The sequence below is a fragment of the Oryzisolibacter propanilivorax genome, from assembly GCF_900103645.1.
GTDB lineage: Bacteria > Pseudomonadota > Gammaproteobacteria > Burkholderiales > Burkholderiaceae_C > Melaminivora > Melaminivora propanilivorax.
Map to the genome: position 1 here is coordinate 90,287 of NZ_FNHP01000010.1, position 24,669 is coordinate 114,955.

General features: G+C 71.4%; 20 protein-coding genes. 4 read left to right on the forward strand and 16 right to left on the reverse strand.

Going from position 1 to position 24,669, the window contains the following annotated elements; translation table 11 throughout:
• Positions 1 to 27 precede the first annotated feature (27 nt).
• Positions 28 to 1,755 carry a methyl-accepting chemotaxis protein gene (locus BLQ61_RS14820; protein WP_091571994.1) on the forward strand — a complete coding sequence of 576 codons (1,728 nt, stop codon included), beginning with the start codon at positions 28 to 30 and terminating at the stop codon, positions 1,753 to 1,755.
• Positions 1,756 to 1,787: 32 nt separating this feature from the next.
• Here BLQ61_RS14820 and BLQ61_RS14825 read toward each other — a convergent pair whose 3' ends face one another.
• The 3 genes from BLQ61_RS14825 to BLQ61_RS14835 all read right to left on the reverse strand — a co-directional run bounded on the left by BLQ61_RS14825 (position 1,788) and on the right by BLQ61_RS14835 (position 4,848).
• A complete protein-coding gene (locus BLQ61_RS14825; RefSeq protein WP_091571997.1) occupies positions 1,788 to 2,621 on the reverse strand; it encodes an aldo/keto reductase in 834 nt (277 codons plus the stop codon).
• A gap of 128 nt (positions 2,622 to 2,749) precedes the next feature.
• Entirely contained in the window at positions 2,750 to 3,145 is a 396-nt protein-coding gene (arsC, locus tag BLQ61_RS14830) for an arsenate reductase (glutaredoxin) (protein WP_091571998.1), read from the reverse strand.
• Positions 3,146 to 3,210: 65 nt separating this feature from the next.
• Positions 3,211 to 4,848: an ABC transporter permease gene (locus BLQ61_RS14835; protein WP_245704083.1), complete on the reverse strand. Its 1,638-nt coding sequence runs from the start codon at positions 4,846 to 4,848 to the stop codon at positions 3,211 to 3,213.
• 133 nt (positions 4,849 to 4,981) lie between these two features.
• Between BLQ61_RS14835 and BLQ61_RS14840 the strand changes: the two genes are divergently transcribed.
• Positions 4,982 to 6,046 (forward strand): ABC transporter ATP-binding protein, encoded by a 1,065-nt coding sequence (locus BLQ61_RS14840; RefSeq protein ID WP_091572001.1) that lies wholly within the window; start codon positions 4,982 to 4,984, stop codon positions 6,044 to 6,046.
• 233 nt (positions 6,047 to 6,279) lie between these two features.
• Here the strand turns inward: BLQ61_RS14840 and BLQ61_RS14845 are convergent, their stop codons facing one another.
• The 13 genes from BLQ61_RS14845 to BLQ61_RS14905 form a co-directional block, all read right to left on the reverse strand.
• Complete coding sequence (locus BLQ61_RS14845; RefSeq protein WP_139182762.1) at positions 6,280 to 6,849, reverse strand: hypothetical protein; 570 nt, start codon at positions 6,847 to 6,849, stop codon at positions 6,280 to 6,282.
• A 116-nt stretch (positions 6,850 to 6,965) separates the two neighbouring features.
• Entirely contained in the window at positions 6,966 to 7,706 is a 741-nt protein-coding gene (locus BLQ61_RS14850) for a lysophospholipid acyltransferase family protein (RefSeq protein WP_091572007.1), read from the reverse strand.
• Positions 7,707 to 7,738: 32 nt separating this feature from the next.
• Positions 7,739 to 9,040, reverse strand: a complete 1,302-nt coding sequence (locus BLQ61_RS14855; RefSeq protein ID WP_091572009.1) for a dihydroorotase — start codon at positions 9,038 to 9,040, stop codon at positions 7,739 to 7,741.
• A 209-nt stretch (positions 9,041 to 9,249) separates the two neighbouring features.
• Entirely contained in the window at positions 9,250 to 10,212 is a 963-nt protein-coding gene (locus tag BLQ61_RS14860) for an aspartate carbamoyltransferase catalytic subunit (RefSeq protein WP_091572012.1), read from the reverse strand.
• A 1-nt stretch (position 10,213) separates the two neighbouring features.
• Positions 10,214 to 10,744 carry a bifunctional pyr operon transcriptional regulator/uracil phosphoribosyltransferase PyrR gene (pyrR, locus tag BLQ61_RS14865; RefSeq protein WP_091572014.1) on the reverse strand — a complete coding sequence of 177 codons (531 nt, stop codon included), beginning with the start codon at positions 10,742 to 10,744 and terminating at the stop codon, positions 10,214 to 10,216.
• Between the two features lies 1 nt (position 10,745).
• Positions 10,746 to 11,171, reverse strand: coding sequence for a Holliday junction resolvase RuvX (gene ruvX, locus BLQ61_RS14870; RefSeq protein WP_091572017.1), 426 nt, complete (start codon positions 11,169 to 11,171; stop codon positions 10,746 to 10,748).
• Positions 11,168 to 11,782: a YqgE/AlgH family protein gene (locus tag BLQ61_RS14875; RefSeq protein WP_091572019.1), complete on the reverse strand. Its 615-nt coding sequence runs from the start codon at positions 11,780 to 11,782 to the stop codon at positions 11,168 to 11,170. The genes ruvX and BLQ61_RS14875 overlap by 4 nt, the downstream gene beginning before the upstream one ends.
• Before the next feature lie 42 nt (positions 11,783 to 11,824).
• Positions 11,825 to 18,304, reverse strand: a complete 6,480-nt coding sequence (locus BLQ61_RS14880; protein ID WP_245704085.1) for a hybrid sensor histidine kinase/response regulator — start codon at positions 18,302 to 18,304, stop codon at positions 11,825 to 11,827.
• Positions 18,305 to 18,356: 52 nt separating this feature from the next.
• Complete coding sequence (locus tag BLQ61_RS14885; RefSeq protein ID WP_091572022.1) at positions 18,357 to 20,624, reverse strand: methyl-accepting chemotaxis protein; 2,268 nt, start codon at positions 20,622 to 20,624, stop codon at positions 18,357 to 18,359.
• 35 nt (positions 20,625 to 20,659) lie between these two features.
• Positions 20,660 to 21,187, reverse strand: coding sequence for a chemotaxis protein CheW (locus BLQ61_RS14890; protein ID WP_091572025.1), 528 nt, complete (start codon positions 21,185 to 21,187; stop codon positions 20,660 to 20,662).
• Between the two features lie 14 nt (positions 21,188 to 21,201).
• The gene (locus BLQ61_RS14895) at positions 21,202 to 21,567 is read right to left on the reverse strand and encodes a response regulator (RefSeq protein ID WP_091572093.1); all 366 of its coding nucleotides are present in this window, start codon (positions 21,565 to 21,567) and stop codon (positions 21,202 to 21,204) included.
• The gene (locus BLQ61_RS14900; protein WP_091572027.1) at positions 21,567 to 21,971 is read right to left on the reverse strand and encodes a response regulator; all 405 of its coding nucleotides are present in this window, start codon (positions 21,969 to 21,971) and stop codon (positions 21,567 to 21,569) included. Before BLQ61_RS14900 ends, BLQ61_RS14895 begins: the two co-directional genes overlap by 1 nt.
• Positions 21,972 to 22,020: 49 nt before the next feature.
• Positions 22,021 to 22,173, reverse strand: coding sequence for a rubredoxin (locus BLQ61_RS14905; protein ID WP_281218508.1), 153 nt, complete (start codon positions 22,171 to 22,173; stop codon positions 22,021 to 22,023).
• 128 nt (positions 22,174 to 22,301) lie between these two features.
• Between BLQ61_RS14905 and thiD the strand changes: the two genes are divergently transcribed.
• Positions 22,302 to 23,249, forward strand: coding sequence for a bifunctional hydroxymethylpyrimidine kinase/phosphomethylpyrimidine kinase (gene thiD, locus BLQ61_RS14910; protein WP_091572033.1), 948 nt, complete (start codon positions 22,302 to 22,304; stop codon positions 23,247 to 23,249).
• Positions 23,233 to 24,567, forward strand: a complete 1,335-nt coding sequence (gene hemL, locus BLQ61_RS14915) for a glutamate-1-semialdehyde 2,1-aminomutase (RefSeq protein WP_091572035.1) — start codon at positions 23,233 to 23,235, stop codon at positions 24,565 to 24,567. The genes thiD and hemL overlap by 17 nt, the downstream gene beginning before the upstream one ends.
• Positions 24,568 to 24,669 lie beyond the last annotated feature (102 nt).

Below are 24,669 nucleotides of genomic sequence, written 5' to 3' on the forward strand. Positions count from 1 at the left end.
TGCAGCCACAAAAGGAAAGGAAGCCCCATGTCCTTCATCCAGCGCCTGCAACTGCGCCAGAAATTCTGGCTGCTGGCCGCCCTGCTGGCCGTCCTGGTCGGCGTCTTCGCCGCCACCCAGTGGCGCCTGAACGTCGCCGCCGACACCGTCGCGGCCGCCTACCAGCAGCGCTATCGCTCGTACATGCTGGCCGACGAACTGCGCCAGAGTTCGGACGATCTGACGCGCTTGGTGCGCGCCTATGCGGCCAGCGGCGATGAGCGCTGGCGCCAGCAGTACCAGGAGGTGCTGGACATCCGTGCCGGCAAGCGCCCGCGCCCGGCCGGCTATGAGGGCATCTACTGGGACTTTCGCGCGGCCGGCATCGACGTGCCGGGCTCCCCTGGCCCGGCGGTCGCGCTGCAGGAACTGATGCGCCGCACCGGCTTTAACGACGCCGAGATGGCGCTGCTGGACGAGGCCGAGAAACGCTCGGCCGCGCTGGCCGAAACCGAGGCCCGCGCCATGCAGCTGGTGCAGGCGGGGGGCGCCGGCACGCCCGAGGCGGCGCAGGCCCGGGCGCTGGTGAACGACGCGCAATACCTGCGCACCAAGGCCGACATCATGCAGCCGGTGGCCGAGTTCTTCCGCGAACTGGACGCGCGCACCGGCGGCGCCGTGGCCGATGCGCTGCAGCAGGCGCGCCGCTGGCAGACCATTCAGATAGCCAGCGGCACGCTGGCCGCAGCGCTGCTGCTGGGCGTGCTCTACAGCGTGTTCGCGCAGGTCGCCGCATCCATGCAGCGCGCCGTACAGCTGGCCGAACGCGTGGCGCAGGGTGATCTGACGCAGTCCGTGCAGGCGCAGGGCAGCGACGAGGTGGCGCAGCTGCTGGGCGCGCTGGGACGCATGCAGGCGGCGCTGACCCAGGTGGTGACCACCGTGCGACACGGAGCCGACGGCGTGGCCACCGCCAGCGCCGAGATCGCCCAGGGCAACCAGGACCTGTCGGCGCGCACCGAGAGCCAGGCCAGCGCGCTGCAGCAGACCGCCGCTTCGATGGAGCAGCTGTCGTCCACCGTGCGCCAGAACGCCGACAACGCGCGCCAGGCCAACCAGTTGGCGCAGGGCGCCTCGGGCGTGGCCACGCGGGGCGGCCAGGTGGTGTCCGAGGTGGTGCAGACCATGCAGGGCATCTCGGGCAGCTCCAGGCGCATCGCCGACATCATCCAGGTGATCGATTCGATCGCCTTCCAGACCAACATCCTGGCGCTGAACGCGGCCGTGGAAGCGGCGCGCGCCGGCGAGCAAGGCCGGGGTTTTGCGGTGGTCGCCGGCGAGGTGCGCTCGCTGGCGCAGCGCAGCGCCGACGCCGCGCGCGAGATCAAGCAGCTGATCGGCGACAGCGTGCAGCGCGTGGAGACGGGCACGCAACTGGTGGACCGCGCCGGCAGCACCATGCAGGAGGTGGTGGGCAGCATCCGGCGCGTCACGGACCTCATGGGCGAGATCAGCGCCGCCAGCAGCGAGCAGAGCGCCGGTGTCAGCCAGGTGGGCGAGGCGGTGGTGCAGATGGACCAGGCCACGCAGCAAAACGCCGCGCTGGTCGAGGAGATGGCCGCTGCCGCCAGCAGCTTGAGGAGCCAGGCGCAGGAACTGGTGCAGGCGGTGGCGGTGTTCCGCCTGGACAGCGGGCAGGCGACGGTGGCGCCACACGGCCCGGGCCAGATGGTGCTGGCGGCGCCCTACGCTGCCAGCCTTGCAGGCCAGCACTGAGAGCCCATGGTGCGGCGCCGCGACGCCCGACGCTACAGCACGTCCAGCGGCTGCTTGCGCCGTGGCGGCGGCGATGCGGCGTCGATGGCGGCCAGGTCCTGCGCGTCGAGCTGCAGCGCCAGGGCCCGGGCATTGGCGCGCACATGCTCGGCGCTGCCGCTTTCGGGGATGGCGATCACGCCCGGGTCGCGCAGCGCCCAGGCCAGCGCCACGGTGGCGGCCGGCACGCCGTGGCGCTCGCCGATCTCCTGCAGCACGCCGTCCTCCAGCACCTCGCCCTGCCCCAGCGGGCAGTAGGCCATCATGCCCACGCCGTGCTCGCGGCACCAGGACAGCAGGTCGTATTCGATGCCCCGGCTGTGCACGTTGTAGAGCACCTGGTTGACCACGCAGTGGCGCCCCTGCGGCACGCGCCACAGCTCCTGCATGTCGTCGGTGTCGAAATTGGACACGCCCCAGTGCCGGATCTGGCCCTGCGCGCGCAATTCCTCGAAGGCCGCCACCGTCTCGGCCAGCGGCACGCCACCGCGCCAGTGCAGCAGGTACAGGTCGATGCATTCGACACCCAGACGCTCGCGGCTGGCCTCGCAGGCGCGCAGCACGCCGCGCCGGCTGGCGTTGTGCGGCAGCACCTTGCTGACGAGGAACGGCCGCACGGGCATGGCGGGCAGCGCGGCGCCGATCAGCTCCTCCGACGCGCCATCGCCGTACATCTCGGCGGTGTCGATCAGCGTCAGGCCCAGGGCCGCGCCGGTGGTCAGGGCGTGGATTTCGCTGTCGGCATCCCGGCGGCCCTGGCCCAGGTGCCAGGAGCCCATGCCGAGCCGGGCATGGCCGTCCAGGAATGGCAGTGCGTGTGCGGTCATGGTGCGCTCTCGTGCAAAACGGAAAGCGTTCGATGATGCCTCCGCACGCGGGGCGGCGGGGCGGCGGAACGCGCCCGCTGACAGAAAACAGTTTTGCCCTCAGATGCCGGCCACCCGGCCCGGCAGCGTCACGCGCCGTCGCCAGCCGCGCCGGGCAGCAGCTGCAGCACCCGCTCGGGCGGCCGGCACAGCAGCGCGCCGCGCGGCGTGACCACGATCGGGCGGTTCAGCAGCTCGGGGTGCGCGGCGACGGCGGCCATCAGCTCGTCGTCGCTGCGCGCCGCATCGCGCAGGCCGAGTTCGGCATAGGCCGCCTCCTTGCTGCGCAGCAGCTCGCGCACCGGAACCTGCAGGCGCGTCACCAGCGCCTTCAGCTGCGCGGCATCCAGCGGCCGAGCGATGTAGTCCACGATCTCGGGCTCGATACCGTGCTCGCGCAGCAGCGCCAGCGCGCCGCGCGAGTTGCTGCAGCGGGCACTGTGGTAGATGGTGTAGCCGGGAGTGGAAACGGGTGCGGTACTCATGCGCGCCAGTGTAGGGCGCGCCCCGGGCGGCTGCCCTCGATGCCGGCGGCGCCGCCGCGCCGGCGTCAGCGCCGCGCCGAGCGCAGCGTGCGGCTGAGCAGGATGACCGGCACCAGCCCCACGGCCACCAGCGCCAGTGAGGGTAGCGCCGCCTCGCCCAGGCGCTCGTCGCGCGCCAGCTGGTAGGCCACCACCGCCAGCGTGTCGCTGTTGAACGGGCGCAGCACCATGGTCGCCGGCAGTTCCTTCATCACGTCGACGAACACCAGCAGCGCCGCTGCCGCCGCCGAGCGCTTGAGCAGCGGCCAGTGCACGCGCGCCAGCAGCTGCGCGCCGCCCACGCCGAGCATGCGCGAGCAGTCGTCCAGGCTCAGCGGCACGCGCGCGTAGCCGCTTTGCACCGACTGCAGCGCCACCGCGCAAAAGCGCACCAGGTAGGCCCAGACGATGCCCACCGCCGTGGCGGTGACCAGCGCCGGCACGCGTGCCTCGGGCCAGGCGGCCTGCACCCAGCCCACCGGCAGCAGCAGGCCGACGACGATGACCGCGCCCGGCACGGCGTAGCCCAGGCTGGCCAGCCGCACCACGGCGCGCGTGACGAGGTCGCGGCTCCTGCGCACGGCGAACGCCAGCACGAAACTGATCAGCACCGCCAGCAGCGCCGTGATGGCGCCCAGGCGCACGCTGTTGCCGGCCCACTCCAGGAAGCGTCCCCAGGGCAGCACCGACCAGTCGGACGCCAGCGGGCGCAGCATGAACAGCACCGGCGCGAAAAAGCCCATGACCACCGGCACGGCGCAGACGCCCCAGGCCAGCAGCCGCCCGCCGCCGGACAGCCGCAGGGGTTCGGCTTCGGCCGAGCCGGCGCGGCCCACGCCACCGGCGGCGAAGCGCATGCGCCGCTGCGCGCGCAGCTCCAGGTGCAGCAACAGCGCCACCAGCACCAGCAGCATGGTCGCCAGCTGCGCCGCGGCCAGGCGGTCGTCCATCGCCAGCCAGGCCTTGTAGATGCCCACCGTGAAGGTCTGGATGCCGAAGTAGCTGGTCACGCCGAAGTCGGCCAGCGTCTCCATCAGCACCAGCGCCACGCCGGCCGCCACCGCCGGGCGCGCCAGTGGCAGCGCCACCTGCCAGATGCGCCGCGCGGGCGATGCGCCCAGCAGCCGCGCGGCCTCCATCAGATGCGCCGCGCGCTCGGTCAGCGCGGTGCGCGCCAGCAGGTACACGTAGGGGTAGAGCGAGAAGATGAAGACCCAGATGGCGCCCCACAGGCTGCGCACCTCGGGCAGCAGCCGGCCTTCCAGCCCAAAGGCCTCGCGCAGCCCCACCTGCAGCGGGCCGCTGTACTGCAGGAAGTCGGTATAGGCGTAGGCCGTGACGTAGGCCGGCATGGCCAGCGGCAGCAGCAGCAGCCATTCCAGCTTGCGCCGCCCGGGAAAGTCGAACAGCGTCACCGCCGCCGCGCTGGCCGTGCCCACCGCCGCTGCGCCCAGGGCCACCGCCAGGCCCAGCACGGCGGTGGTCCACAGGTACTCGGGCAGCACGGTGGCGGCCATCTCGCGCACGATGGCACCGGCCTGCGCGCCACCGGCGCTGCCGGGCCACCAGGCGGAGAACACCGTCAACACCGGCAGCACCAGGGCCAGCGCCAGCAGAATCAGGAAGATGGTGCGCAGCGGCGCGGCAGGAGGACGAAGCGACAAAGGGGCGTGCACGCAACAGGGCGGCCGCACGGGCGGGCGCCGGAAAAAAAACGACGCCAGCCGGGCCGCGCTGGCGGGCCCACAGGCTGGCGATGCAAATGGGAACGATTTTACGCGCCCTTAAAATCGCGCGATGTTCCTGGAAGTCTCCCAACTGGATGTGCGCTACGGCGCGCGCGCGCAGGCCGCCGTGCAGGGCGTGACCATCGGCCTGGCGGCCGGCGAGATCGGCGTGTTGATCGGCCCCTCGGGCTGCGGCAAGACGACGCTGCTGCGCGCCGTCGCCGGGCTGGAGCCGGTGGCCGGCGGCAGCATCCGCTTGGGCTCGGAGCTGGTCGGCGCGCCCGGGCGCAGCCTGCCGCCCGAGGAGCGGCGCATCGGCATGGTGTTCCAGGACTATGCGCTTTTTCCCCACCTGAGCGTGGGCCGCAACGTGGCCTTCGGGCTGCACGACCTGCCCCGAACCGAGCAGGAGCAGCGCGTGCGCGAGGCCCTGGCGCTGGTAGGGCTGGAGGGCAGCCAGGGGCGCTTTCCGCACGAGCTCTCAGGCGGGCAGCAGCAGCGCGTGGCGCTGGCCCGCGCGCTGGCGCCGCGCCCGCGCCTGATGTTGCTGGACGAGCCGTTCTCCAACCTCGACGTGGACCTGCGCGAGCGCCTGGCGCACGAGGTGCGCGGCATCCTGAAGGCCGCTGGCGCCACCGCGCTGTTCGTCACGCACGACCAGATGGAGGCCTTCGCCATCGGCGACCGCATCGGCGTGATGGAAGCGGGCCACCTGCACCAGTGGGACGACGCCTATGCGCTGTACCACCGCCCGGCCACGCGCTTCGTCGCCGGCTTCATCGGCCACGGCGTGTTCGCCCCGGCGGAGCTCGCCAGCCAGGGCGGACACGTGGTGGCGCGCACGCCGCTGGGTGACCTGACCGACGTGGATGGCTGTCCCCTGCCCTCGGCCTATGTGGATGGCCGCTGCGACGTGCTGCTGCGCCCGGACGACGTGGTGCACGACGACGCCGCGCCGGTGCGCGCGCGCGTGCTGCGCAAGTCGTTTCGTGGCGCGGAATTTCTGTACACGCTGGAGCTGGCAGGCGGCCTGACGGTGATGGCGCATGTCCCCAGCCACCACGACCACGCAGTGGGCGAGTGGATCGGCATCCGCCCGCAGGTGGACCATGTGGTGACGTTCGCGCCGGCCTGAGGCGGAATTTCAGGCTTTTCGGGCTCCAGCCCTTTATTTACATGGGCTTGATGCTGCATAAAATGTAGCAAAAAGAGAGCCTGTGCCCGATGGGGCGTCTCTCCTTCCGTCGCAGCCATTGGAGCCCGACGCTGCAAGACAGCCCGCATCGCTCCTGCCCCGCGGCGCGCGGCGCCAACTTCCAGGGGGCAACGGGCTGCCACGGGGCTGGGTACCGGCCTGGCCTGCGTGGCTCACGGCCCAGCAGACGGGCGCAGGGACCGCAGCGCCGCCAGGTCGAGCTGCGCCAGCCATCCGCGCAGTTGCGCGGCGCTGGCGGAATGGGCCTCCAGCTGGACCACCAGCCCGTTGTCCAGCACCACGCGCAGCCGGGACGGGCGGCGGGAGGGCTGCGCGTCCTCCCGCCCGTGCCCCGATATTGGGCCGGTACCCGCCGGCGCCGCATCGTCCTCGCGCCCCGCATCATCCTTGGCATCCACGACGCGCACCCGCACCGCATCCGCGCCGCTGCCATAGTGCGCCGTCACCTGGCTGCTGGCGCGCCCCTGCGCCGTGTGCTGGCGCAGCTGCAGGGCAACGCGCGGGCGCCCGTCCAGCTGCACTGGCAGGGCCTGCAGCAGCTCAGATGGCTGGATGGTGCGCGCTGCCGGGCCAGCCCCCGCCGCCGCACCGGGCAGACCCAGCGCCAGTCCCGCGCACGCCACCGCATGGCCCAGCAGCAGCAAAAGCCACGGCAGGCGGCCTGCTCCGCCGCCTGGTCGCCGCGACGGCGCAGGCGCTCGTGCGAATCCGCGCAGGGGCATGGGCGACTCCTTCCTGGACGCGGCCGGCATCCGCCGCACACGCGTGCCGTGCCTGGCCTCGATCTGTCCACGATAGCGCAGGCGCGCGCGGCCTGCGGGCCATGCCCCTGTCGGCGTCAGGCGTGGCGCAGCGCCTGCACCTGCTCGCGCAGGGCGGCGGCCCAGGCGCGGCGCTCGCGCCCCTGTGCTGGCTCGGGCGCGCCGAAATGCACCCACGCCACCAGCGGCGGCGCGGCCAGCGTGCGCCAGACGGCACGCAGCAGGCTCTCGTCGCCCGGCCAGCACGGTGCCAGGCTGGGTGCGCCGCTGGCCGCATCGGCAAAGCCCAGCGCCACGGGCTGCACCGGCACACCGGCGTCGATGGCCGCCTGCAGCAGGTTGGCGTGGAACGGCAGCAGCGCGCGGCCGTCGCCGGTCGTGCCCTCGGGGAACAGCGCCAGCACCTCGCCGGCCTGCAGCGCGGCGCGCATGCCCCGCAGGGTCTGCAGCATGCCGCGGCGCGACTCGCGCGCCAGGAACAGCGTGCCGGCCGCCGTGGCCAGCGTGCCGACCAGCGGCCAGTCCTGCACGTCGGCCTTGGAGACGAAGCGGCAGTAGCGCGCCGCGTGCAGCAACGGAATGTCGAGCCAGGACGCATGGTTGGCCACCAGCAGCACTGGCCCGGCCGGCGCCGGCGTGCCGCGCACCTGCAGCCGGATGCCGGCGTGTGCCAGCAGCGCCAGCGCCCAGGCCTGCACGTGCGCCTGGCGCCGGTCCTCGCCCAGGCGCGGAAAGCGCAGCGCAACGATGGCCAGGCCGTGCAGCACATGCAGCAGCAGCCGCAGCAGGCGCCAGGCCGCGCGCAGGTGACGCACCACCGCCCGCCCTGCCCCGATCGTCGCCGGCCGCCTCAGCCGCGCCCGCGCTCGAAGGCGATATGGCCGCCGACCAGCGTGGCGCGCACCCGCGCCGGCAGCTCGTAGCCCGACAGCGGGGTGTGCTTGCCCTGGCTGGCCAGGGCCGCGCGCTCCACCGTCCACCAGGCCTGCGGCTCGACGATGCACAGGTCGCCCACGCCGCCCTCGACGATGCGCCCGACGCTGGCCTGCAGCGTGCCCAGCGACGCGCCCAGCACGCCGGCCGGGGCGCTGGTGACCGCCGCCAGCGCGCGCTGCAGCGGCACGCCGGCATCCTGCGACCATTTCACGGCCACCGACAGCAGCAGCTCCAGCCCGGTGGCGCCGGGCTCGGCCTCGGCGAAGGGCACGGCCTTGGCGTCGTCGTCCACCGGCGTGTGGTCGGAGACCAGCGCGTCGATGGTGCCGTCGGCCAGGCCGGCCGACAGCGCATCGCGGTCGCGCTGCTGGCGCAGCGGCGGGTTCAGGCGCGCGCGGCTGTCGAAGTAGCCGATGTCCACGTCGGTCAGCAGCAGCGAGTTGATGCTCACGTCGCAACTCACCGCCAGGCCCTCGGCCTTGGCGCGGCGCACCAGCTCGACGCCGGCGCTGCTCGACAGCCGGCACAGGTGCACGCGCGCGCCGGTGGTCTTCATCAGCTCGAAGATGGTGTGCAGCGCGATGGTCTCGGCCGCCACCGGCACGCCCGACAGGCCCATGCGCGTGGCCAGCGGGCCGCTGGCGGCGACGCCGCGGCCCAGGTGCAGCTCCTGCGGACGCAGCCAGACGGTGTAGCCGAAGGTGGCGGCGTACTGCAGCGCGCGCTGCAGCACCTGGGTGCTGGGCAGCTGCACCTCGGCCTGCGAAAAGCCCACGCAGCCGGCCTCGGTCAGCTCGGCCATCTCGGTCAGCACCTCGCCGGCCAGATTGCGCGTGAGCGCGCCCAGCGGGAACAGGCGCGCCTGGTGCAGCTTTTCGGCGCGGAACTTGAGCATCTCGACCAGGCCGGGCTCGTCCAGCACCGGGTCGGTGTCGGGCGGGCAGACCAGGCTGGTCACGCCGCCGGCCACGGCCGCGGCCATCTCCGACTCGAGCATGCCCTCGTGCTCGTAGCCGGGCTCGCGCAGGCGCGCGGCCAGGTCCACCAGACCGGGCAGCACGAGGCAGCCGCTGGCGTCGATGGTGCGCGCGGGGGCGAAACCCTCGGGCAGCCGGTCCACGGCGATGATGCGCCCCGCCGCCAGCGCCACACTGCACACCTTGTCGAGCCCGCTGGCGGGGTCGATGACGCGGCCGTTTTCGATCAGGATTTTCATGATTCAGGCTCAAATCGGCCGTATGCCCTGATGGAATACTGGCCTCTAGCTATCAAAAACATAGTGAAGCCCGCCTTTTCAATGCGGGCTGTGTACCGGCACTGCGTTTCGCCATGGCGCCCGCCAAACCAGCAGCCGCCGTGGATCCGGCTTTGCCGGTCCATCAGCGGCGTGCCCCTGGGGGGAAGCCGCGCAGCAGCTCAGGGGGGTCAAGCCTCGTTCCCGGCGACGATGGACATGACGGCCATGCGCACCGCGATGCCGAAGGTCACCTGCGGCAGGATCACCGCCTGCGGGCCGTCGACCACGGCGGAGTCGATCTCCACGCCGCGGTTGATCGGCCCGGGGTGCATGACGATGGCGTCCGGCTGCGCCAGGCGCAGCTTCTCGGGCGTAAGGCCAAAGCTCTTGAAGTATTCCTGGCTGGAAGGCAGCAGCGCGCCGCTCATGCGCTCGTTCTGCAGCCGCAGCATGATGACCACGTCGCAGCCGCGAATGCCGTCCTCCAGGTTGTGGAACACCTGCACGCCCATGTGCGACAAATCGGACGGCACCAGCGTGCGCGGGCCGACCACGCGCACCTCGGCGCAGCCCAGCGTGGTCAGCGCGTGGATGTCCGAGCGCGCCACGCGCGAGTGCAGCACGTCGCCGACGATGGCCACCCGCAGGTTGGCAAAGTCCCGCTTGTAGTGGCGGATGGTGTACATGTCGAGCAGCCCCTGCGTGGGGTGCGAGTGGCGCCCGTCGCCGGCGTTCACCACGTGCACGTGCGGCGCGACATGCTGCGCGATCAGGTAGGGCGCGCCGGATTCGCTGTGGCGCACGACGAACAGGTCGGCCGCCATGGCCGAGAGGTTGTCGATGGTGTCCAGCAGCGTCTCGCCCTTGGCGGTGGACGAGCGTGCGATGTCCAGGTTGAACACGTCGGCCGACAGGCGCTTGGCGGCGATCTCGAACGTGGTGCGGGTGCGCGTGCTGTTCTCGAAGAACAGGTTGAACACGCTCTTGCCGCGCAGCAGCGGCACCTTTTTCACCTCGCGGTCGTTGACGCTGACGAAGTTGGCCGCCGTGTCCAGGATGTGCGTCAGGATGGCGCGGGGCAGGCCCTCGATGGACAGCAGGTGGATCAGCTCGCCGCTCTTGTTGAGCTGGGGGTTGCGCTTGTACAGCACATCAGGCCTCGTGGGATTTCACGTCGAAATGGAAGGCGCCGGCCTCGGTGCGGGCCAGCGCCAGCGACTGGCTGGCCGGCAGGCTGACGCGCGCGGCGGCGAACTCGGCGGCCACGGGCAGCTCGCGCCCGCCGCGGTCCACCAGCACGGCCAGACGCACGCGCGCCGGGCGGCCGTAGTCGAACAGCTCGTTGAGCACGGCGCGCACCGTGCGGCCGGTGTAGAGCACGTCGTCCAGCAGCAGGATGTCGGCGCCGTTCACGTCGAACGGGATGCTGGTCTGCGCGCTGGCGGCCAGGCCGCGGCGCGCGAAGTCGTCGCGGTGCATGGCCGAGGACAGCACGCCAGGCGCCTCCTGCAGGCCCAGGTCGCGCTGCAGCCGCTCGGCCAGCCAGGCACCGCCCGAGGTGATGCCGGCCAGGCGCGTGCCCGGCGCCAGCAGCGCGCGCACGCCGCGCGCCAGTTCGGCGTACAGCGCCTCGGCGTCCAGCAGCAGGCGGCCGGCCGGGCCAGCGGTGTCGGGGTGGGTCATGTCAAAGGCTCCTCAGGAACTGTTCCAGGATGATGCAGGCGGCGCCGGCGTCGGCGTCACGCGCGCCCTCCTCCAGCGCCGCGGTGGTGCTGTAGCGCTCGTCCACCTCGTGCACCGCCAGGCCGAAGCGCCCGCGCAGCTGGCGCGCGAACTTGCGCGCGCGCAGGGTGTTCTCGTGCTCGGCGCCGTCCGGGTGCACCGGGATGCCGACCACCAGCGCGTCGGGCTGCCACTCGCGGATGCGCTCGGCCACCTGGGCGAAACGCGCGTCGGCGCCCTCGGCGCGAATGGTGCGCTGCGGCGACGCCGTGCCGAGCATGCGCGTGCCCACGGCCACGCCGGTGCGCTTGGCGCCGAAGTCGAAGGCCAGGAAGGTCTGGTGCTGTGCGGCAGCGGCGGCAGGGCGGGCGGGCTGGGCGCCGCTCATGCGCGCCCCGCGACGGGCGACAGCATCCAGGTCTGCAGACCCAGCAGGGCCAGCGCGCGGTCGTAACGCTCGGGAGCTGGGGCGTCGAAGATGACCTGCGGGTCGGCCTCGACGGTCAGCCAGCTGTTTTCCGCCAGCTCGGACTCGAGCTGGCCCTCGCCCCAGGAGGCATAGCCCAGCGTGACCAGCACGCGGCGCGGGCCGGCGCCGTGCGACAGCGCCTCCAGCACGTCCTTGGAGGTGGTCATCTCCAGGCCGCTGGCGGAGATCTCCAGCGTCGAGGCATAGGGCGAGGCATCCTCACCGTCCGTGTCGGCGTGCGGGCGCATGGCGTCATGCAGCACGAAGCCGCGCTCGGGCTGCAGCGGGCCGCCGTGGAACACCGGCGCGCCGTGCAGGTCGGCACGGCCGAGCGTCAGGTCGACTTTTTCCAGCAGGCCGTCCAGGTCGATGCCCATGGGCTTGTTGATGACCAGGCCGAGGGCGCCGCGCTCGCTGTGCTCGCACAGGTAGACCACGGCACGCGAGAAGAACGACGTCCCCTCTTCCAGACCCGGCATGGCGATCAGGAAGTGGTGGGTCAGGTTCATGGACGGGCGGGAGTCGGACATGGGCCGGATTTTACGGCCACGTCCCTTGCCCCCCGCCCGGTCTCAGGCACTGTCGGCAGTGGCCGCCTGGTGCGCATAGCGCTGCACCAGCCCCAGCAGCTCGTCGTCGGAATACGGCTTGCCCAGGTAGTGGTTCACGCCCAGCTCCAGCGCATGCTCGCGGTGCTTTTGCGCGATACGCGAGGTGATCATGATGATTGGCAGGCCAGCCAGGGCCGCGTCGGCGCGGATGTTGCGTGCCAGGTCGAAGCCGTCCATGCGCGGCATCTCGATGTCCGACAGCACCACCGCCGGGCGCTCCTCCTGCAGCCGCTCCAGCGCCTGCAGGCCGTCGGCGGCCAGCGCCACGCGGTAGCCCTCACGCTTCAGGAGGCGCTGCGTCACCCGGCGCACGGTGATGGAGTCGTCCACCACCAGCACCAGCGGCACCTGCGCGGCTGCGGCGGCGTCCTGCGGCAGGGCCGCAGCCGGCGGTGCGCCGGCCTGCTCCTGGCCATGCGCTGGCAGGGCGGCGCTGCGCCCGGCGCGCAGCTGCTCGCCGTACACCGTGGCCAGGGCCACGGGGTTATAGATCAGCACCACCGCCCCCGAGGCCAGCACCGACATGCCCGCCAGGCCCGGCAGGCGCGACAGCTGCGGTCCCAGGTTCTTGACCACCACTTCCTGGTTGCCCAGCACCTCGTCCACGTGCATCGCCAGGCGCTGGGCGGCGCTGCGCACGATGACCACCGGGCGCGTGCGGCCAGCGGTCTCGTCGCTGCGCGCCGAGGATTGCAGCAGCGCCCCGGCCCAGTGCAGCGCCAGCGTCTCGCCGTCGTGCTCGAAGGCACCGTCGGCATAAGCTGCGTCCAGCGCCGCAGCCGGCACGCGGCGCACGATTTCGATCAGCGACGCCGGCACGCCGAACACCAGCTGGCCGGCGCGCAGCATGACCACCTGGGTGACCGCCGTGGTCAGCGGCAGCACCAGCCGGAACGCCGTGCCCTGGCCGTCGGCACTCTCGGTCTCGATGCGCCCACCCAGGGCACTGACCTCGGTGCGCACCACGTCCATGCCGATGCCGCGGCCGGACAGCCCGGTCACCTCGCTGGCGGTGGTGAAGCCAGGCTGGAAGATCAGCTGCGCCGCGTCGGCCCGGCCCAGTTGCACGCCGGCAGGCAGCAGGCCCAGCGCCACCGCCTTGTCGCGGATGCGCTGCACGTCCAGGCCGGCGCCGTCGTCGCGGAACTCCACCGACACGTCGTTGCCTTCCTGGCGCAGGGAGATGGTGATGGAGCCCACCGCCGGCTTGCCGGCGGCTTGGCGCTGCTCGGGCGGCTCGATGCCGTGGCCGATGCAGTTGCGCAGCAGGTGCTCGAACACCGGCGCCATGCGGTCCAGCACGCCCCGGTCCATCTCGATGGCGCCGCCGACGATGTCCAGCTTGACCTGTTTGCCGGTTTCCTTGGCGGCCTGGCGCACCACGGCGTACAGGCGCTCGGACAGGCCCTCGAACTCGACCATGCGCGTGCGCAGCAAATCGCGCTGCAGCTCGCGCGCCTGCCGGCCCTGGGCGATCAGGTCGTCCTCGGCGCCTTCCATGGCGCGCTGCATGTTGCGCTGCACGGTGGCCACGTCGTTGACCGACTCGGCCATCATCCGGGTCAGTTCCTGCACCCGCGTGAAGCGGTCGAATTCCAGCGGGTCGAAGCCAGCGGCCGAGTCGCGCGACAGCGCCAGGCGCGACTGCATCTGGCTCTCGGCCTGCACCTCGATGTCGCGCAGCTGCTGGCGCAGGCGCTCCAGGTTGCCGGTCAGGTCGTCGAGCGAGCCGCGCAGCTGGCCCATGTGCGCCTCCAGACGCGAGCGGGCGATCATCACCTCGCCGGCCTGGTTGACCAGGCGGTCGAGCAGCTGGGTGCGCACGCGCACCGACTGCCCGCCAGCGCGCGGTGCAGGCGCGGCGGCCGGCTGGCGAGCCAGTGCCGCCGGCGCGGTGGCGGCAGCCGCGTCCTCAACGCGGCCCGCGGCTGGCGCCACGGTCAGCGGCTCGTTCAGCGGCTGCGCACCCAGCGTGCGCAGGGCCTCGAAATCGGCCTGCAGCACGTCCAGGCGCGCCAGCAGCGGCTCGACATCGGAGCTCTGCGTGGACTCGACTGGAATGCGTTCGACGGCGCTCTCCAGCCGGTGCGCCATCTCGCCCAGGCGCATGGCGCCGGCCAGTCGCGCGCTGCCCTTCAGCGTGTGCAGGGCGCGCAGCAGTTCGCTGCGCGCGCTCAGGTTGTCGGGGCGCACCGACCACTGGCGCAGCGCACCCCCCAGCCGCGGCAGCAGCTCGGCCGCCTCTTCCTCGAAAATCGGGAACAGGTCGGGATCGATGGTGTCCAGCGCGTCGATGTCGTCGTCATCGACCAGCGCCGACGCGGCGGCGGCCGCGGCAGGCTGGGGCACGGGCATCGGCGCCACATGCGCCAGACCGGCGCCCTCGCGTTCGGGCATGGCCTGCCGGACGGCGGAAAAATCCAGCGGCGCCCGCGCGCTGGTGACCTCGACATCCAGCAGCTGCTGCAGCTGGGCCAGCACCTGCGGGTTGGGCTCCTTGATGAAGCCGGCCGCGAACTGGTGCAGCAGCCGGCGGATGTCGTGCGCCGCCGCGTTCACGCGCCGCGCATGTTCCGGCAGGCCCTGCGGCAGCAATTGCAGATGCTGCAGCACATGCTCCAGCGTGCGCGCCAGACCGGACAGGTCGGCGAAGCCGACAGTGGCCGAACTGCCGGCCAGGGAGTGCGCCAGCGCGATCGCTACTTCTGGCACCGGCTGATGCAGTTCCAGTTCCCACTCCTGCAACGCGGTGGACAGTCGGCGCGACCATTCGTCGGCCTCGTTCAGGTAAACGTTGTAGAGCGGAATGCCGATGCGCAGGTCGCCGATGACCTTGACCTCCTCGTCGGAGGATTCGGCCGAAGTAGAAAATTCGGGCTCGGGCTCGGGCTCGGGCTCGGGTGCATGTGCGGACTCGGGCTGGGATTGGGCAAGGGTTTCCTGTTCAGGCCAGGATTCAGGCGCGGCGGCAGGCACAGCCTCCGCCATCGCCGGCTTTTCGTCTTCCGGCTCCCGCTCCGACTGCGGCAATGGCTCGTGCGGTTCTCCCGCAAATTCGGCGGGCATCTGCCCTGCCAGCGGCGGCTCGGTCCGCACCTCCTCTGCCGCCGGCTCGTCCGCCCAGGCTTGCTGCGACGCGTCGTCCGCCAGCGGCCAGTCCAGTCCTGCCCCTTGCGACTCCACGCCTGCGTCGGCACCTGGCACAGACACCAGCTCCGCGGCCGGCACATCGGCCTCGGGCGGCAGCGCCACAGCAGGTGGCTGCGGTGCCGGCGCGACATCGTGCCTTTCCGGCAGTTCGAGGTCCAGCGAGAAGTCTTGCACGTCGCTGGCCTGGTCGTCCGGCGCAACCGGCAGCCGCGGCAGGGCCTCGTCCAGCGGAACCATCAGGGTATCGTCTGGCACCGACGGCGGCAGCAGCGCCTCGGTATCGCCCGCGCCCCACTCCAGGGGCAGTTCCGTCATGACCTCTGGCGGCTCAGCTGCCTCGCTGCCTGCGGCCGCGTCACGCGGCGGCAGCGACAAGGCAAGCGGCGGATCCAGCTCACCTTCCATCGCCTGCTCGAACAGCGAGAAATCGATCTCTTCGCCCTCGGGCAACAGCGCGGCAGGCGCATCTGCCGCCTCCGGCATCAACGCCCCGTCGATGAAGGTGTCGGCAAAGTCCAGCGGTGCCTCGTCTGCCTCCGGCGCCGCTGCCAGGGCCGGCGGCAGCTCCAGGTCGAAGCCCAGCGGCAGGCCCGGCTCGTGCGCGAGCCCGTCATCCAGCAGGTCCAGTTCCGGGTGGGGTTCCCAAGGCAACTCTGCCAGCGCCGGTGCTGCCTCGTCCGGGGCCGCCACAGGCTTTTGCGCCGCGGTTGGCGCAGGCTGCTCCTGCTCCATGTCCAGCGGCATGGCGACCGGCTCTGGCATTTCCTGCAGCAGAAGATGTTCTTCCGTGGCCTGGATGGCTGCGGCAGGCTCGGGCAGCGCGTGGTCTGTTGGGGCGAGCGTCAGATCCGGCAGCGTGCCACCCTGCCGGACGGCATCCGCGGCGGCGCGGAAGGGCTGGGCCTGCCAGGCCTGGGCGTTGCCGCTGGCGATGTCGTCGCTCCACCGGCCGAAGGAATGCAAGGCATGTTCGGACAGCGCCAGCAGCGGCTCCGGCATGGGCTTTTGCTCGGCCAGCCAGGCGTTCAAGGCCTGCTCCAGCGCCCACGCGGCCTCGCCGAACTCGGTCAGCCCGACCATGCGCGAGCTGCCTTTCAGGGTGTGGAAAGCCCGGCGCAGCGTGGTCTGCTCGCTCAGGTCGCCCGGCTGCTGCCGCAGCGCCGCACTGGCCTGCAGGCCGGTGGCGACCACTTCGCGGGCCTCCTCGAGGAAGATGTCCTGCAGTTCGCCGCCATCGTCCTCATCGGCATCGCCGGGCTGCGGCTGCGAGATGGCGGGGGCCGGCGCTGGTCCGGCAGCCGCGGGCACGGCCGCGGCCGGATCGATCGGCGGGGCCGGGGGTGCGGCCACCGGCAGGTGGTCCGCCGCAGGCGCCATGAGCGGCTGCAGGGTATCCGTGCCGGGCGCTGCGGGCGCAGGCGCCAGCTGCGCGACGAAGGTCTCCGGTGCCGGCGCCGGGGTTGCGGTCACATCGCGTGCCTGGACTCCGGCGACCGCCTGGGCTGCGCTGTCGCCGGCGCGAGTGCGCTGGCGTCCCATCAGGATGCGCAGCTCCTGGGCTTCCTCGTCGTAGACGAACAGCTTGCGCGCCATGGCGCGCTGGTAGCTCAGCATGTCCACCAGGAAGCCGAGCGCCCCCAGGCTGTTGCCCAGCCTGGCGAAAACCTCGGCGCGGTCCTGCGGCGCCACGGCTCCGGTCATCAGCTGCTCGACCGTGCCACGCATGTGCATCACCGCCAGCGAGGCCTGGTCCAGCCCCAGCACCGACAGCACGCCGCGCATCTGCTGCAGCCCGCCGGGCACGGATGCCAGCACCGCCATGTCCTGCGGGTCACGGAAATGCTGGTCCAGCGCCTTCTCGGCCTCGGCCAGCGCGATGCGCAGCTCGCCCACCACGCTGCCCATGGTCTGCTGGTCGCTGACCCGGCGGTACAGGTCCTCCATCCAGGATTCCAGCGGCTGGGGTTCGCCGCCGGCGGCCACCTCGGCCACGCGCTGCGCCAGGCGCCCGGCGCGCTGCGCCACCTGGTCCTGCGCCAGGTCCAGGTCATCGAAGGATGCCTGCAGGTACAGCACCGCCGTCGCCACCTCGATGGCCAGCGATGGATTGGGTGGCTCGCCCGAGCGCACCACGGCATCGCTCGCCTCGGTGAGCGCCCGTGCCAGGCTTTCGCTGCCCGGCTGCAGCCGGCGCAGCGAGTCGCACACCAGGCTGAACTGATCGGCCGCAGGCTTGAGCTTGTTGCGCTCGCCACCCGCCAGCGCCGACCAGGTCTCGGTGGCGGCGGCGATGCGCTTGCGCGCTTGCGCCAGCAGCGCCGGGTCGTACAGGCCAAAGCGCGGCTTTTCGTAATCCACCGGCTGGTGGCGCTCCAGGCCATAGGCCTGACGCACCGCCGCCAGCGCCGGCAGCGCGGCCGGATCGGTGGGCCGGGCCTGGGCACAGAAGAACAGCAGATCCTGCAGCAGCCGCTCGTTCAGCGGCGCATCGGTACGCGCCAGCGCGGCGTATTGCAGCAGCACGCGCGAAGCGACCCGCTTGACGTACACATCGGGCGCCAGCGCGCCGTGGGCCATGGCCTCGAAGAAGCCGGCACACACCTTCCAGAAGATGCGCACCTGGCGGTCGGTCTGCAGCGCGGCGAAACCCAGCGCCACCGCCTGCAGCTCGGCCGCGGCCTGCCGGTCGGCGCTCTTGACAATGCGCAGCACCGCGCTGTCCATGCGCGTGCGCGCCGCAGCGCCATAGGCCAGCGGCTCGGCCGTGGCCTGCAGCATCGGCTCGCGCAGGCGCCGCTCGGCCGGCCACAGGTCGGCCGGGTGCACCTGATCGGCCCCGGCCAGCGCCTGCGCCTGACGGTATTGGGGAAACAGCGAGACCGGGGACACCGCCTTGCCGGCCAGCACATGCTCGAGGTACTCGATGAGCGCGAAACTGGCGCTCTCGATCACTCCGGTGGCGTCGTCGCCGCACAGCTCGGGCCGCTGCACGAAGCGCTGCACCGCGGACTCAAGCGCGCGCACCACCAGCGCCGGCTGCGCCATGCCGACCATCTCCAGCGCACCGCCGGCCTGATGCAGCTGCTGGCGTGCCACGCGCAGGCCGCCAGCGTCCAGCGCCGCCAGATCGGACTGGCGCGCCACTTCCGCGTCGCGCACGAAGCGGCGCATGGCGCGTGCGGCACCGTCCAGGCTCTTGCGCAGCTCGTCCAGCACCCAGGCCAGCGGGCCGAGGTCCTGCTCGCCCTGTGTCCAGTCGTGGCCTGCCGGGCTGGTGTCGGTGATTGGCATGGGTTCGTTCCCGGCTGCGCGCAGCCCGTGCTGAAGTGAAAACGTCGCCGTGTCAGGCGATCTTGAAGCGGGTAACCGACTGGCGCAGCTCCTCGGCCATGTGCGAAAGCTCGCGCACCTGCTGGGCCGTCATGCGCGTGCCCTCGCCGGTCTGCTCGGTCACAGCGAAGATGTGCTGGATGTTGTCCGCCACGTCGTTGGCCAGCACCGCCTCGCGCGAGGTGGACGACGAGATCTGCTCGATCAGCTCGGCCAGCCGGCGCGACACGCGGTCGATCTCGGACAGGGCCGTGCCGGCGCTGTCGGACAGGCGCGCGCCCTCGACCACGCCCTGCGTGGAACGCTCCATGGCGGCCACCGCATCCTGGGTGTCGGTCTGAATGGCTTTCACCAGCGCCGAGATCTGGCGCGTGGCGTCGGCCGAGCGTTCGGCCAGGCGCTGCACTTCCTCGGCCACCACGGAGAAGCCGCGGCCCGCCTCGCCGGCGGAGGCCGCCTGGATGGCGGCGTTCAGCGCCAGCACGTTGGTCTGCTCGGTGATGTCCGAGATCAGCTCGGTGATCTCGCCGATCTCCTGCGACGATTCGCCCAGGCGCTTGATGCGCTTGGAGGTGTCCTGGATCTGGTCGCGGATGGCGTTCATGCCGCCGATGGCGTTCTGCACCGCTTGCAGGCCCTGCTCGGCGGCCTGCAGCGACTGACGCGCCACCTGGGCCGATTCCTGCGCCTGCGAGGACACGTCGTTGATGCGCCCGGCCATGTCCAGCACCGAGCGGCCGGTTTCGCGGATCTCGCGCAGCTGCTCGGTCGAGGCGGCCAGCAGCTCGGTCGAGGTGGAGTCCACCTGGGCGGTGGTCTCGGCCACGCGCGCCGCCGTGTTCTGCACGCTGCCCACCAGCAGGCGCAGCTCCTCCACGGTGTAGTTCACCGAGTCGGCGATGGCGCCGGTGATGTCCTCGGTCACGGTGGCTTCCTGTGTCAGGTCGCCCTCGGCCACGGCCTGCAGCTCGTTCATCAGCCGCAGAATGGCCGCCTGGTTGGCGTCGTTCACGCGCTTGGCTTCCTGCTCCTGCTGGCGCGATTCGCGCTCCTGCGTCTCGGCCAGGCTCTGGCGCTGGCGGCTGTCCAGCAGCTGCACGCGGGCGATGCCCACGCCGCACAGCAGCACGAACAGCGCCGCCGCAGCCAGTGCCGCGAACTGCCCGGCGCCCATGCCCGAACGCTCCGCCAAGTTTTCCTGCAGACCTTCCAGCTGGCGCCGCAGCGGCTCGCTGTCGGTCAGGATGGCGGCTTGCGCCTCGCGCGCCGACACCAGGCCCTGCAGGTTGCCTAGGATGGCACCGGCCTGGGTGCGCGTCTGCTCGTACAGCGCGACCAGCGCCTGCAGCTGCTCGCGCGTCTGCGCATCACGCGCCGCACCCAGGCGCAGCTCGGCGCTGCCGTCGAGCAGGCCCTGGGCGATTTCCTTGAAGGTGTTCAGATCCTTGCCCAGCAGGAACACTGCCTCGGGGCTGACGCCCTCGGTGGTCTGAAACTCGTTGGCCGATTTGCCGATGCGCTGCGTCAGCATCACCAGCTGGCCTGCGGCGGAAATCTCGGCCGCCGGAGCACCCTGCTGCAACTTCAGCGACGAGATGGCCTCGGCCATCTCCAGCAGGTCCGAGGACTGGCGGTTGATGGTGCGCAGCGCGTCGCCCACCTGCGTCAGGATCTTCTCTTGGCCCATCACGGTCGCGGCGTTCTTCTCGGCGCGCTCGACCAGCGGCAGGATGGCGTCGATCTCGCCTTGCAGCGGCGCCGCCACCTGCTGCACTCCCAGTGCAGAGTCGCCGTTATGCAGCGCGCGCACGTTGCGTGCCAGCACGCCCGAGCTGTCGACCACGTCGGGGAAGGCCTGCGGGTTGCCCACCAGCGCCTGCGACACCGACTTGGCCAGGCGTTGCGACTGCATCAGTGCCTGGCCGGTGGCGGTCAGCTGCGCCGCCGAGCGGTTGGCTTGCTGCAGCACCCAGCCGGCGATCAGCGCCAGCACCAGCAGGCCCACGGTCAGCAGCATCAGCAGGTGTCGCTGGTGCTTGGCAGTGCTGGTCCGGCCCAGTAGCGGTAGCCGCACTTCGTCCGCTGCCTCGTGCGCTACCAAAGGCTCATCGGAAGCGGCCAGCAGCGGGGCCGGCTGGCCTTGCACGCTGTTCAGCGCATCCTCCGGGTAGAGCTCGGACGGACCCAGCAGCGGCCGCGCGCCCTCGTCCGGCCGCTGCGCGTCGCCGCCTGCGACGTCCTTGCGATTGAACAGTTTTCCAAAGGGATTGGCGACGGACATGGTGCTGCCTTGACGGGAAAAGGGAGGAAAGCGGATCAGGTGCTGATGGCCAGGAAGGCCGGATCACGCGACAGGGCCTGCAGGTCAACTTCCTGCCAGCGCTGGCCCTGGGCATCCAGATGCGTGGCGCCAAGGTAGGCTGGCGTATCCGCGTCCGGGGCTTCGCTGGCGCTGAAGGTGTCGGCGCTGCGCAGGCCCGCCAGGCGTTCGACCAGCAACGCGGCATTGACCTCCAGCGCGCCGCCCAACGTCAGCACGCTGGCCTCGGCCAGCGCCTGTTCGGAGCGCGTCGACACGGCCCCGAGCAGCACTGCCAGGTCGATCACGCCGCACAGCGCGCCGCGCAGGTTGGCCACACCCAGGAACCAGGGCTGGGTATAGGGCACGGGCTGGACACCGCTCCAGGAGAAGATTTCGCCGGCCTGCGCCAGCGGCAGCAGCAGGCGCCGGCCGCCGGTCTCCACGGCCAGCCATGCCGCCACCGCCACCCCCTCGGCGCGCGCAGCCTGCAGGCGCGCGGCCAGGCGCGTCTGCAGCTCCTTCAGAGCCTCACGCTTGGCCATGGAACCGCAGCCGCTCAGCCGAGGGCATCGATGGTGGCCTGCAACTGCGCCGGATCGACCGGCTTGGTGACATAGCCGCGGGCGCCCTGGCGCATGCCCCAGACCCGATCGGTTTCCTGGTTCTTGCTGGTGCACATGATGATCGGCACGTCGCTATAGCGCGGATCGCGCGAGATGGTGCGCGTCAGCTGAAAGCCGTTCTGGCCGGGCATGACCACGTCCATCAGGATCAGGTCGGGCTTGTCCTCGGCCAGGCTGCGCAGCGCCTCGTCGGCGTTCTCGGCCGTACGTACCTGCAGGCCTTTCTTTTGCAGCAGGCCGGTCAGGAACATGAGTTCGGTCCTGGAGTCGTCCACGACCAGCACCTTGCGGATGGGCATCATTGGAATCCTTGTTGCGCGCCAAGGCAGTGCTGCACGGCCTGCAGCAGCTGGTCCTTGGTGAAGGGTTTGGTGAGGTAGTCCTGGCAGCCGACCATGCGGCCGCGCGCCTTGTCGAAGACCCCGTCCTTGGACGAGAGCATGACCACCGGCGTGGCGGCGAAGCGGGCGTTGCGCTTGATGATGGCGCAGGTCTGGTAGCCGTCCAGGCGCGGCATCAGGATGTCGCAGAAGATGACCTGCGGCTGGTAGTCGTTGACCTTGGCCAGCGCATCAAAGCCGTCATCGGCCAGCAGCACCTCGTGGCCGCCCTGCTTGAGAAAGATCTCGGCACTGCGCCGGATGGTGTTGCTGTCGTCCACCACCAGCACCCGGACCGGGGCAGCATTTGTCGTCGTAGCCAATTTCTTTGGTGCTCCTGGGCAACGGTTGGCGGCGCCGGCGGGCCGGCGCTCAGATCTCGACCATCTCGAAGTCGTCCTTGGAGGCGCCGCACTCGGGGCAAGCCCAGTCAGCGGGGACATCCTGCCAGCGGGTGCCGGGCGCCAGTCCGTCCTGTGGCGAGCCGGCGGCCTCATCGTAGAGCCACCCGCATACCACGCACATCCAGGTCTTGGGATCAGTCACGGCTTGAATCGAGTGTCAGAAAGCATCTCATAGAATGCAACGATTGTATCCAGCCCTCACAGCCGGACGCGGCTTTCGCGCCATCCGTTAGGCTGGTCGTTTTTTGCATGAAATCCAGTTCCGCGCGCCCCCCGGAAACCCCGATTGCCGCCACCGATGAACCGGACAGCCTGGTGGACGTGGTCTGCGTGCTGGCCTTCAACGCCAGCGACCCCAGCGGCGCCGGCGGGCTGACCGGCGACATCGCCGCCATCAGTGCCGTCGGCGGCCATCCGCTGGCGGTGGTCACTGGCGCCTACGCCCGCGACACCACGCAGATCTTCGAGCACTTCGCATTCGACAGCGACGCGGTGGCCGAGCAAGCGCGCGCCGCGCTCGAAGACATGCCGGTGCAGGCCATCAAGGTCGGCTTCGCCGGCAGCCCCGAAAACCTGGCGACCATTGCCGAGATCGCCGCCGACTATGCCGAGCTGCCGGTCATCGCCTACATGCCCGATCTGTCGTGGTGGCGCGACGACCTGATCGACCAGTACCTGGACGCCTTCGCCGAGCTGCTGCTGCCGCAGACCTCGGTGCTGGTCGGCAGCCACAGCCTGCTGGCGCGCTGGCTCCTGCCCGACTGGTCGGCCAGCCACCCGCCCAGCCCGCGTGAGCTGGCGCTGGCCGCCGAGGAGCACGGTGTGCCCTACCTGCTGGTGACCGGCGTGCCGCTACCCGAGCAGCACATCGACAACGTTCTGACCTCGGCCCAGTCGGTGCTGGCCAGCGTGCGCTTCGAGCGCATCGAGGCGACCTTCATCGGCGCCGGCGACACGCTCAGCGCCACGCTCACGGCCCTGGTGGCCACCGGCTGCGACCTGGGCGAGGCTCTGGCCGAGGCGCTGACCTACCTGGACGGCGCGCTGGAATGCGGCATCCGTCCCGGCATGGGCCAGGTGCTGCCCGACCGCATGTTCTGGGCCCAGCCGGACGACGACGAAGCCGACGAGAGCGCCACACCCGATCCGCTGGACCCGTCCGGCTTCGAGATGCCCCCGCATGACACACAGCACTGACCCCACCGCCTCCACCCCCGCCCGCAGCCAGCAGCTCTTCGAGCGCGCGCAGCGCGTCATCCCCGGTGGCGTGAACTCGCCCGTGCGCGCCTTCCGCGCCGTGGGCGGCACGCCGCGCTTCATTGCCCGCGCCCAGGGCGCCCACCTGTGGGACGCCGACGGCCAGCGCTATATCGACTATATCGGCTCCTGGGGCCCGATGATCCTGGGCCACGGCCACCCGGCGGCGCTGGAAGCGGTGCAAAAAGCGGCGCTGGAGGGCTTCAGTTTCGGCGCGCCGACCGAGCGCGAGGTCGAGCTGGCCGAAGAGATCCTGCGCCACGTGCCGTCGATGGAGATGGTGCGCCTGGTCAGCTCGGGCACCGAGGCCGGCATGAGCGCCATCCGCCTGGCGCGCGGCGCCACCGGGCGCTCGGTGATCGTCAAGTTCAACGGCTGCTACCACGGCCATGCCGATTCGCTGCTGGTGAAGGCCGGCTCGGGCCTGGCGACCTTCGGCCATGCCACCAGCGCCGGCGTGCCGCCCGAGGTGGTGCAGCACACGCTGGTGCTCGAATACAACGACGTGGCGCAGCTGGACGAGGCCTTCGCGCTGCACGGCGCCGATATCGCCTGCGTGATCATGGAGCCGATCGCCGGCAACATGAACTTCGTGCGCGCCAGCGTGCCGTTCATGCAGCGCGCGCGCGAGCTGTGCACGCAGCATGGCGCCCTGTTGATCCTGGACGAGGTCATGACCGGCTTTCGCGTGGCGCTGGGCGGCGCGCAGAGCCTCTACGCGCAGCAGATCCCGGGCTTCGCACCGGACCTGACGGTGCTGGGCAAGGTGATCGGCGGCGGCATGCCGCTGGCGGCCTTCGGCGGCCCGCGCGCGGTGATGGAGCAGCTGGCGCCGCTGGGCCCGGTGTACCAAGCCGGCACGCTGTCGGGCAACCCGGTGGCCACCGCCTGCGGGCTGGCGACACTGCGTGAAATTTCCAGGCCGGGCTTCTACGACCGGCTGGCGGCGCGCACGCGCGCCTGGATGCAGGGCCTGGAGGACGCCGCGCGCGCCGAGGGCGTGCCGCTGGTGACCGACTGCGAGGGCGGCATGTTCGGCTTCTTCCTGCTGCCCGAGCTGCCGCAGAACTACCCGCAGGTGCTGGCCACCGACGGACCGCGCTTCAACCGGCTGTTCCACGGCCTGCTGGCGCGCGGCGTGTACATCGCGCCGGCGCTGTACGAGGCCGGCTTCGTCAGCAGCGCGCACACCGAGGACGACATCGCGCAGAGCGTGGCGGCGGCGCGCGAGGTGTTCCGGGAACTATCGAAAGCATAGCTGCAGGCCCTTTGCACATCAGGACTGGATCGCTTTTTCACTCAAAAAAGGCCCTGCGGGGCCTTTTTGCCGTCCCAGCTGGTGCCTGGTGCGGCGACCGCC

Coding starts and splice junctions, on each gene's coding strand:
- BLQ61_RS14845 (WP_139182762.1), bottom strand. CDS start 6,849: ATGCCCCTGCGCGGATTCGCACGAGCGCCTGCGCCGTCGCGGCGACCA.
- BLQ61_RS14820 (WP_091571994.1), top strand. CDS start 28: ATGTCCTTCATCCAGCGCCTGCAACTGCGCCAGAAATTCTGGCTGCTG.
- ruvX (WP_091572017.1), bottom strand. CDS start 11,171: ATGAGCGGCGCCCAGCCCGCCCGCCCTGCCGCCGCTGCCGCACAGCAC.
- BLQ61_RS14855 (WP_091572009.1), bottom strand. CDS start 9,040: ATGAAAATCCTGATCGAAAACGGCCGCGTCATCGACCCCGCCAGCGGG.
- BLQ61_RS14890 (WP_091572025.1), bottom strand. CDS start 21,187: ATGGCCAAGCGTGAGGCTCTGAAGGAGCTGCAGACGCGCCTGGCCGCG.
- arsC (WP_091571998.1), bottom strand. CDS start 3,145: ATGAGTACCGCACCCGTTTCCACTCCCGGCTACACCATCTACCACAGT.
- hemL (WP_091572035.1), top strand. CDS start 23,233: ATGACACACAGCACTGACCCCACCGCCTCCACCCCCGCCCGCAGCCAG.
- thiD (WP_091572033.1), top strand. CDS start 22,302: ATGAAATCCAGTTCCGCGCGCCCCCCGGAAACCCCGATTGCCGCCACC.
- BLQ61_RS14885 (WP_091572022.1), bottom strand. CDS start 20,624: ATGTCCGTCGCCAATCCCTTTGGAAAACTGTTCAATCGCAAGGACGTC.
- BLQ61_RS14840 (WP_091572001.1), top strand. CDS start 4,982: ATGTTCCTGGAAGTCTCCCAACTGGATGTGCGCTACGGCGCGCGCGCG.
- BLQ61_RS14905 (WP_281218508.1), bottom strand. CDS start 22,173: ATGTGCGTGGTATGCGGGTGGCTCTACGATGAGGCCGCCGGCTCGCCA.
- BLQ61_RS14875 (WP_091572019.1), bottom strand. CDS start 11,782: ATGTCCGACTCCCGCCCGTCCATGAACCTGACCCACCACTTCCTGATC.
- BLQ61_RS14895 (WP_091572093.1), bottom strand. CDS start 21,567: ATGCCCATCCGCAAGGTGCTGGTCGTGGACGACTCCAGGACCGAACTC.
- BLQ61_RS14825 (WP_091571997.1), bottom strand. CDS start 2,621: ATGACCGCACACGCACTGCCATTCCTGGACGGCCATGCCCGGCTCGGC.
- pyrR (WP_091572014.1), bottom strand. CDS start 10,744: ATGACCCACCCCGACACCGCTGGCCCGGCCGGCCGCCTGCTGCTGGAC.
- BLQ61_RS14880 (WP_245704085.1), bottom strand. CDS start 18,304: ATGCCAATCACCGACACCAGCCCGGCAGGCCACGACTGGACACAGGGC.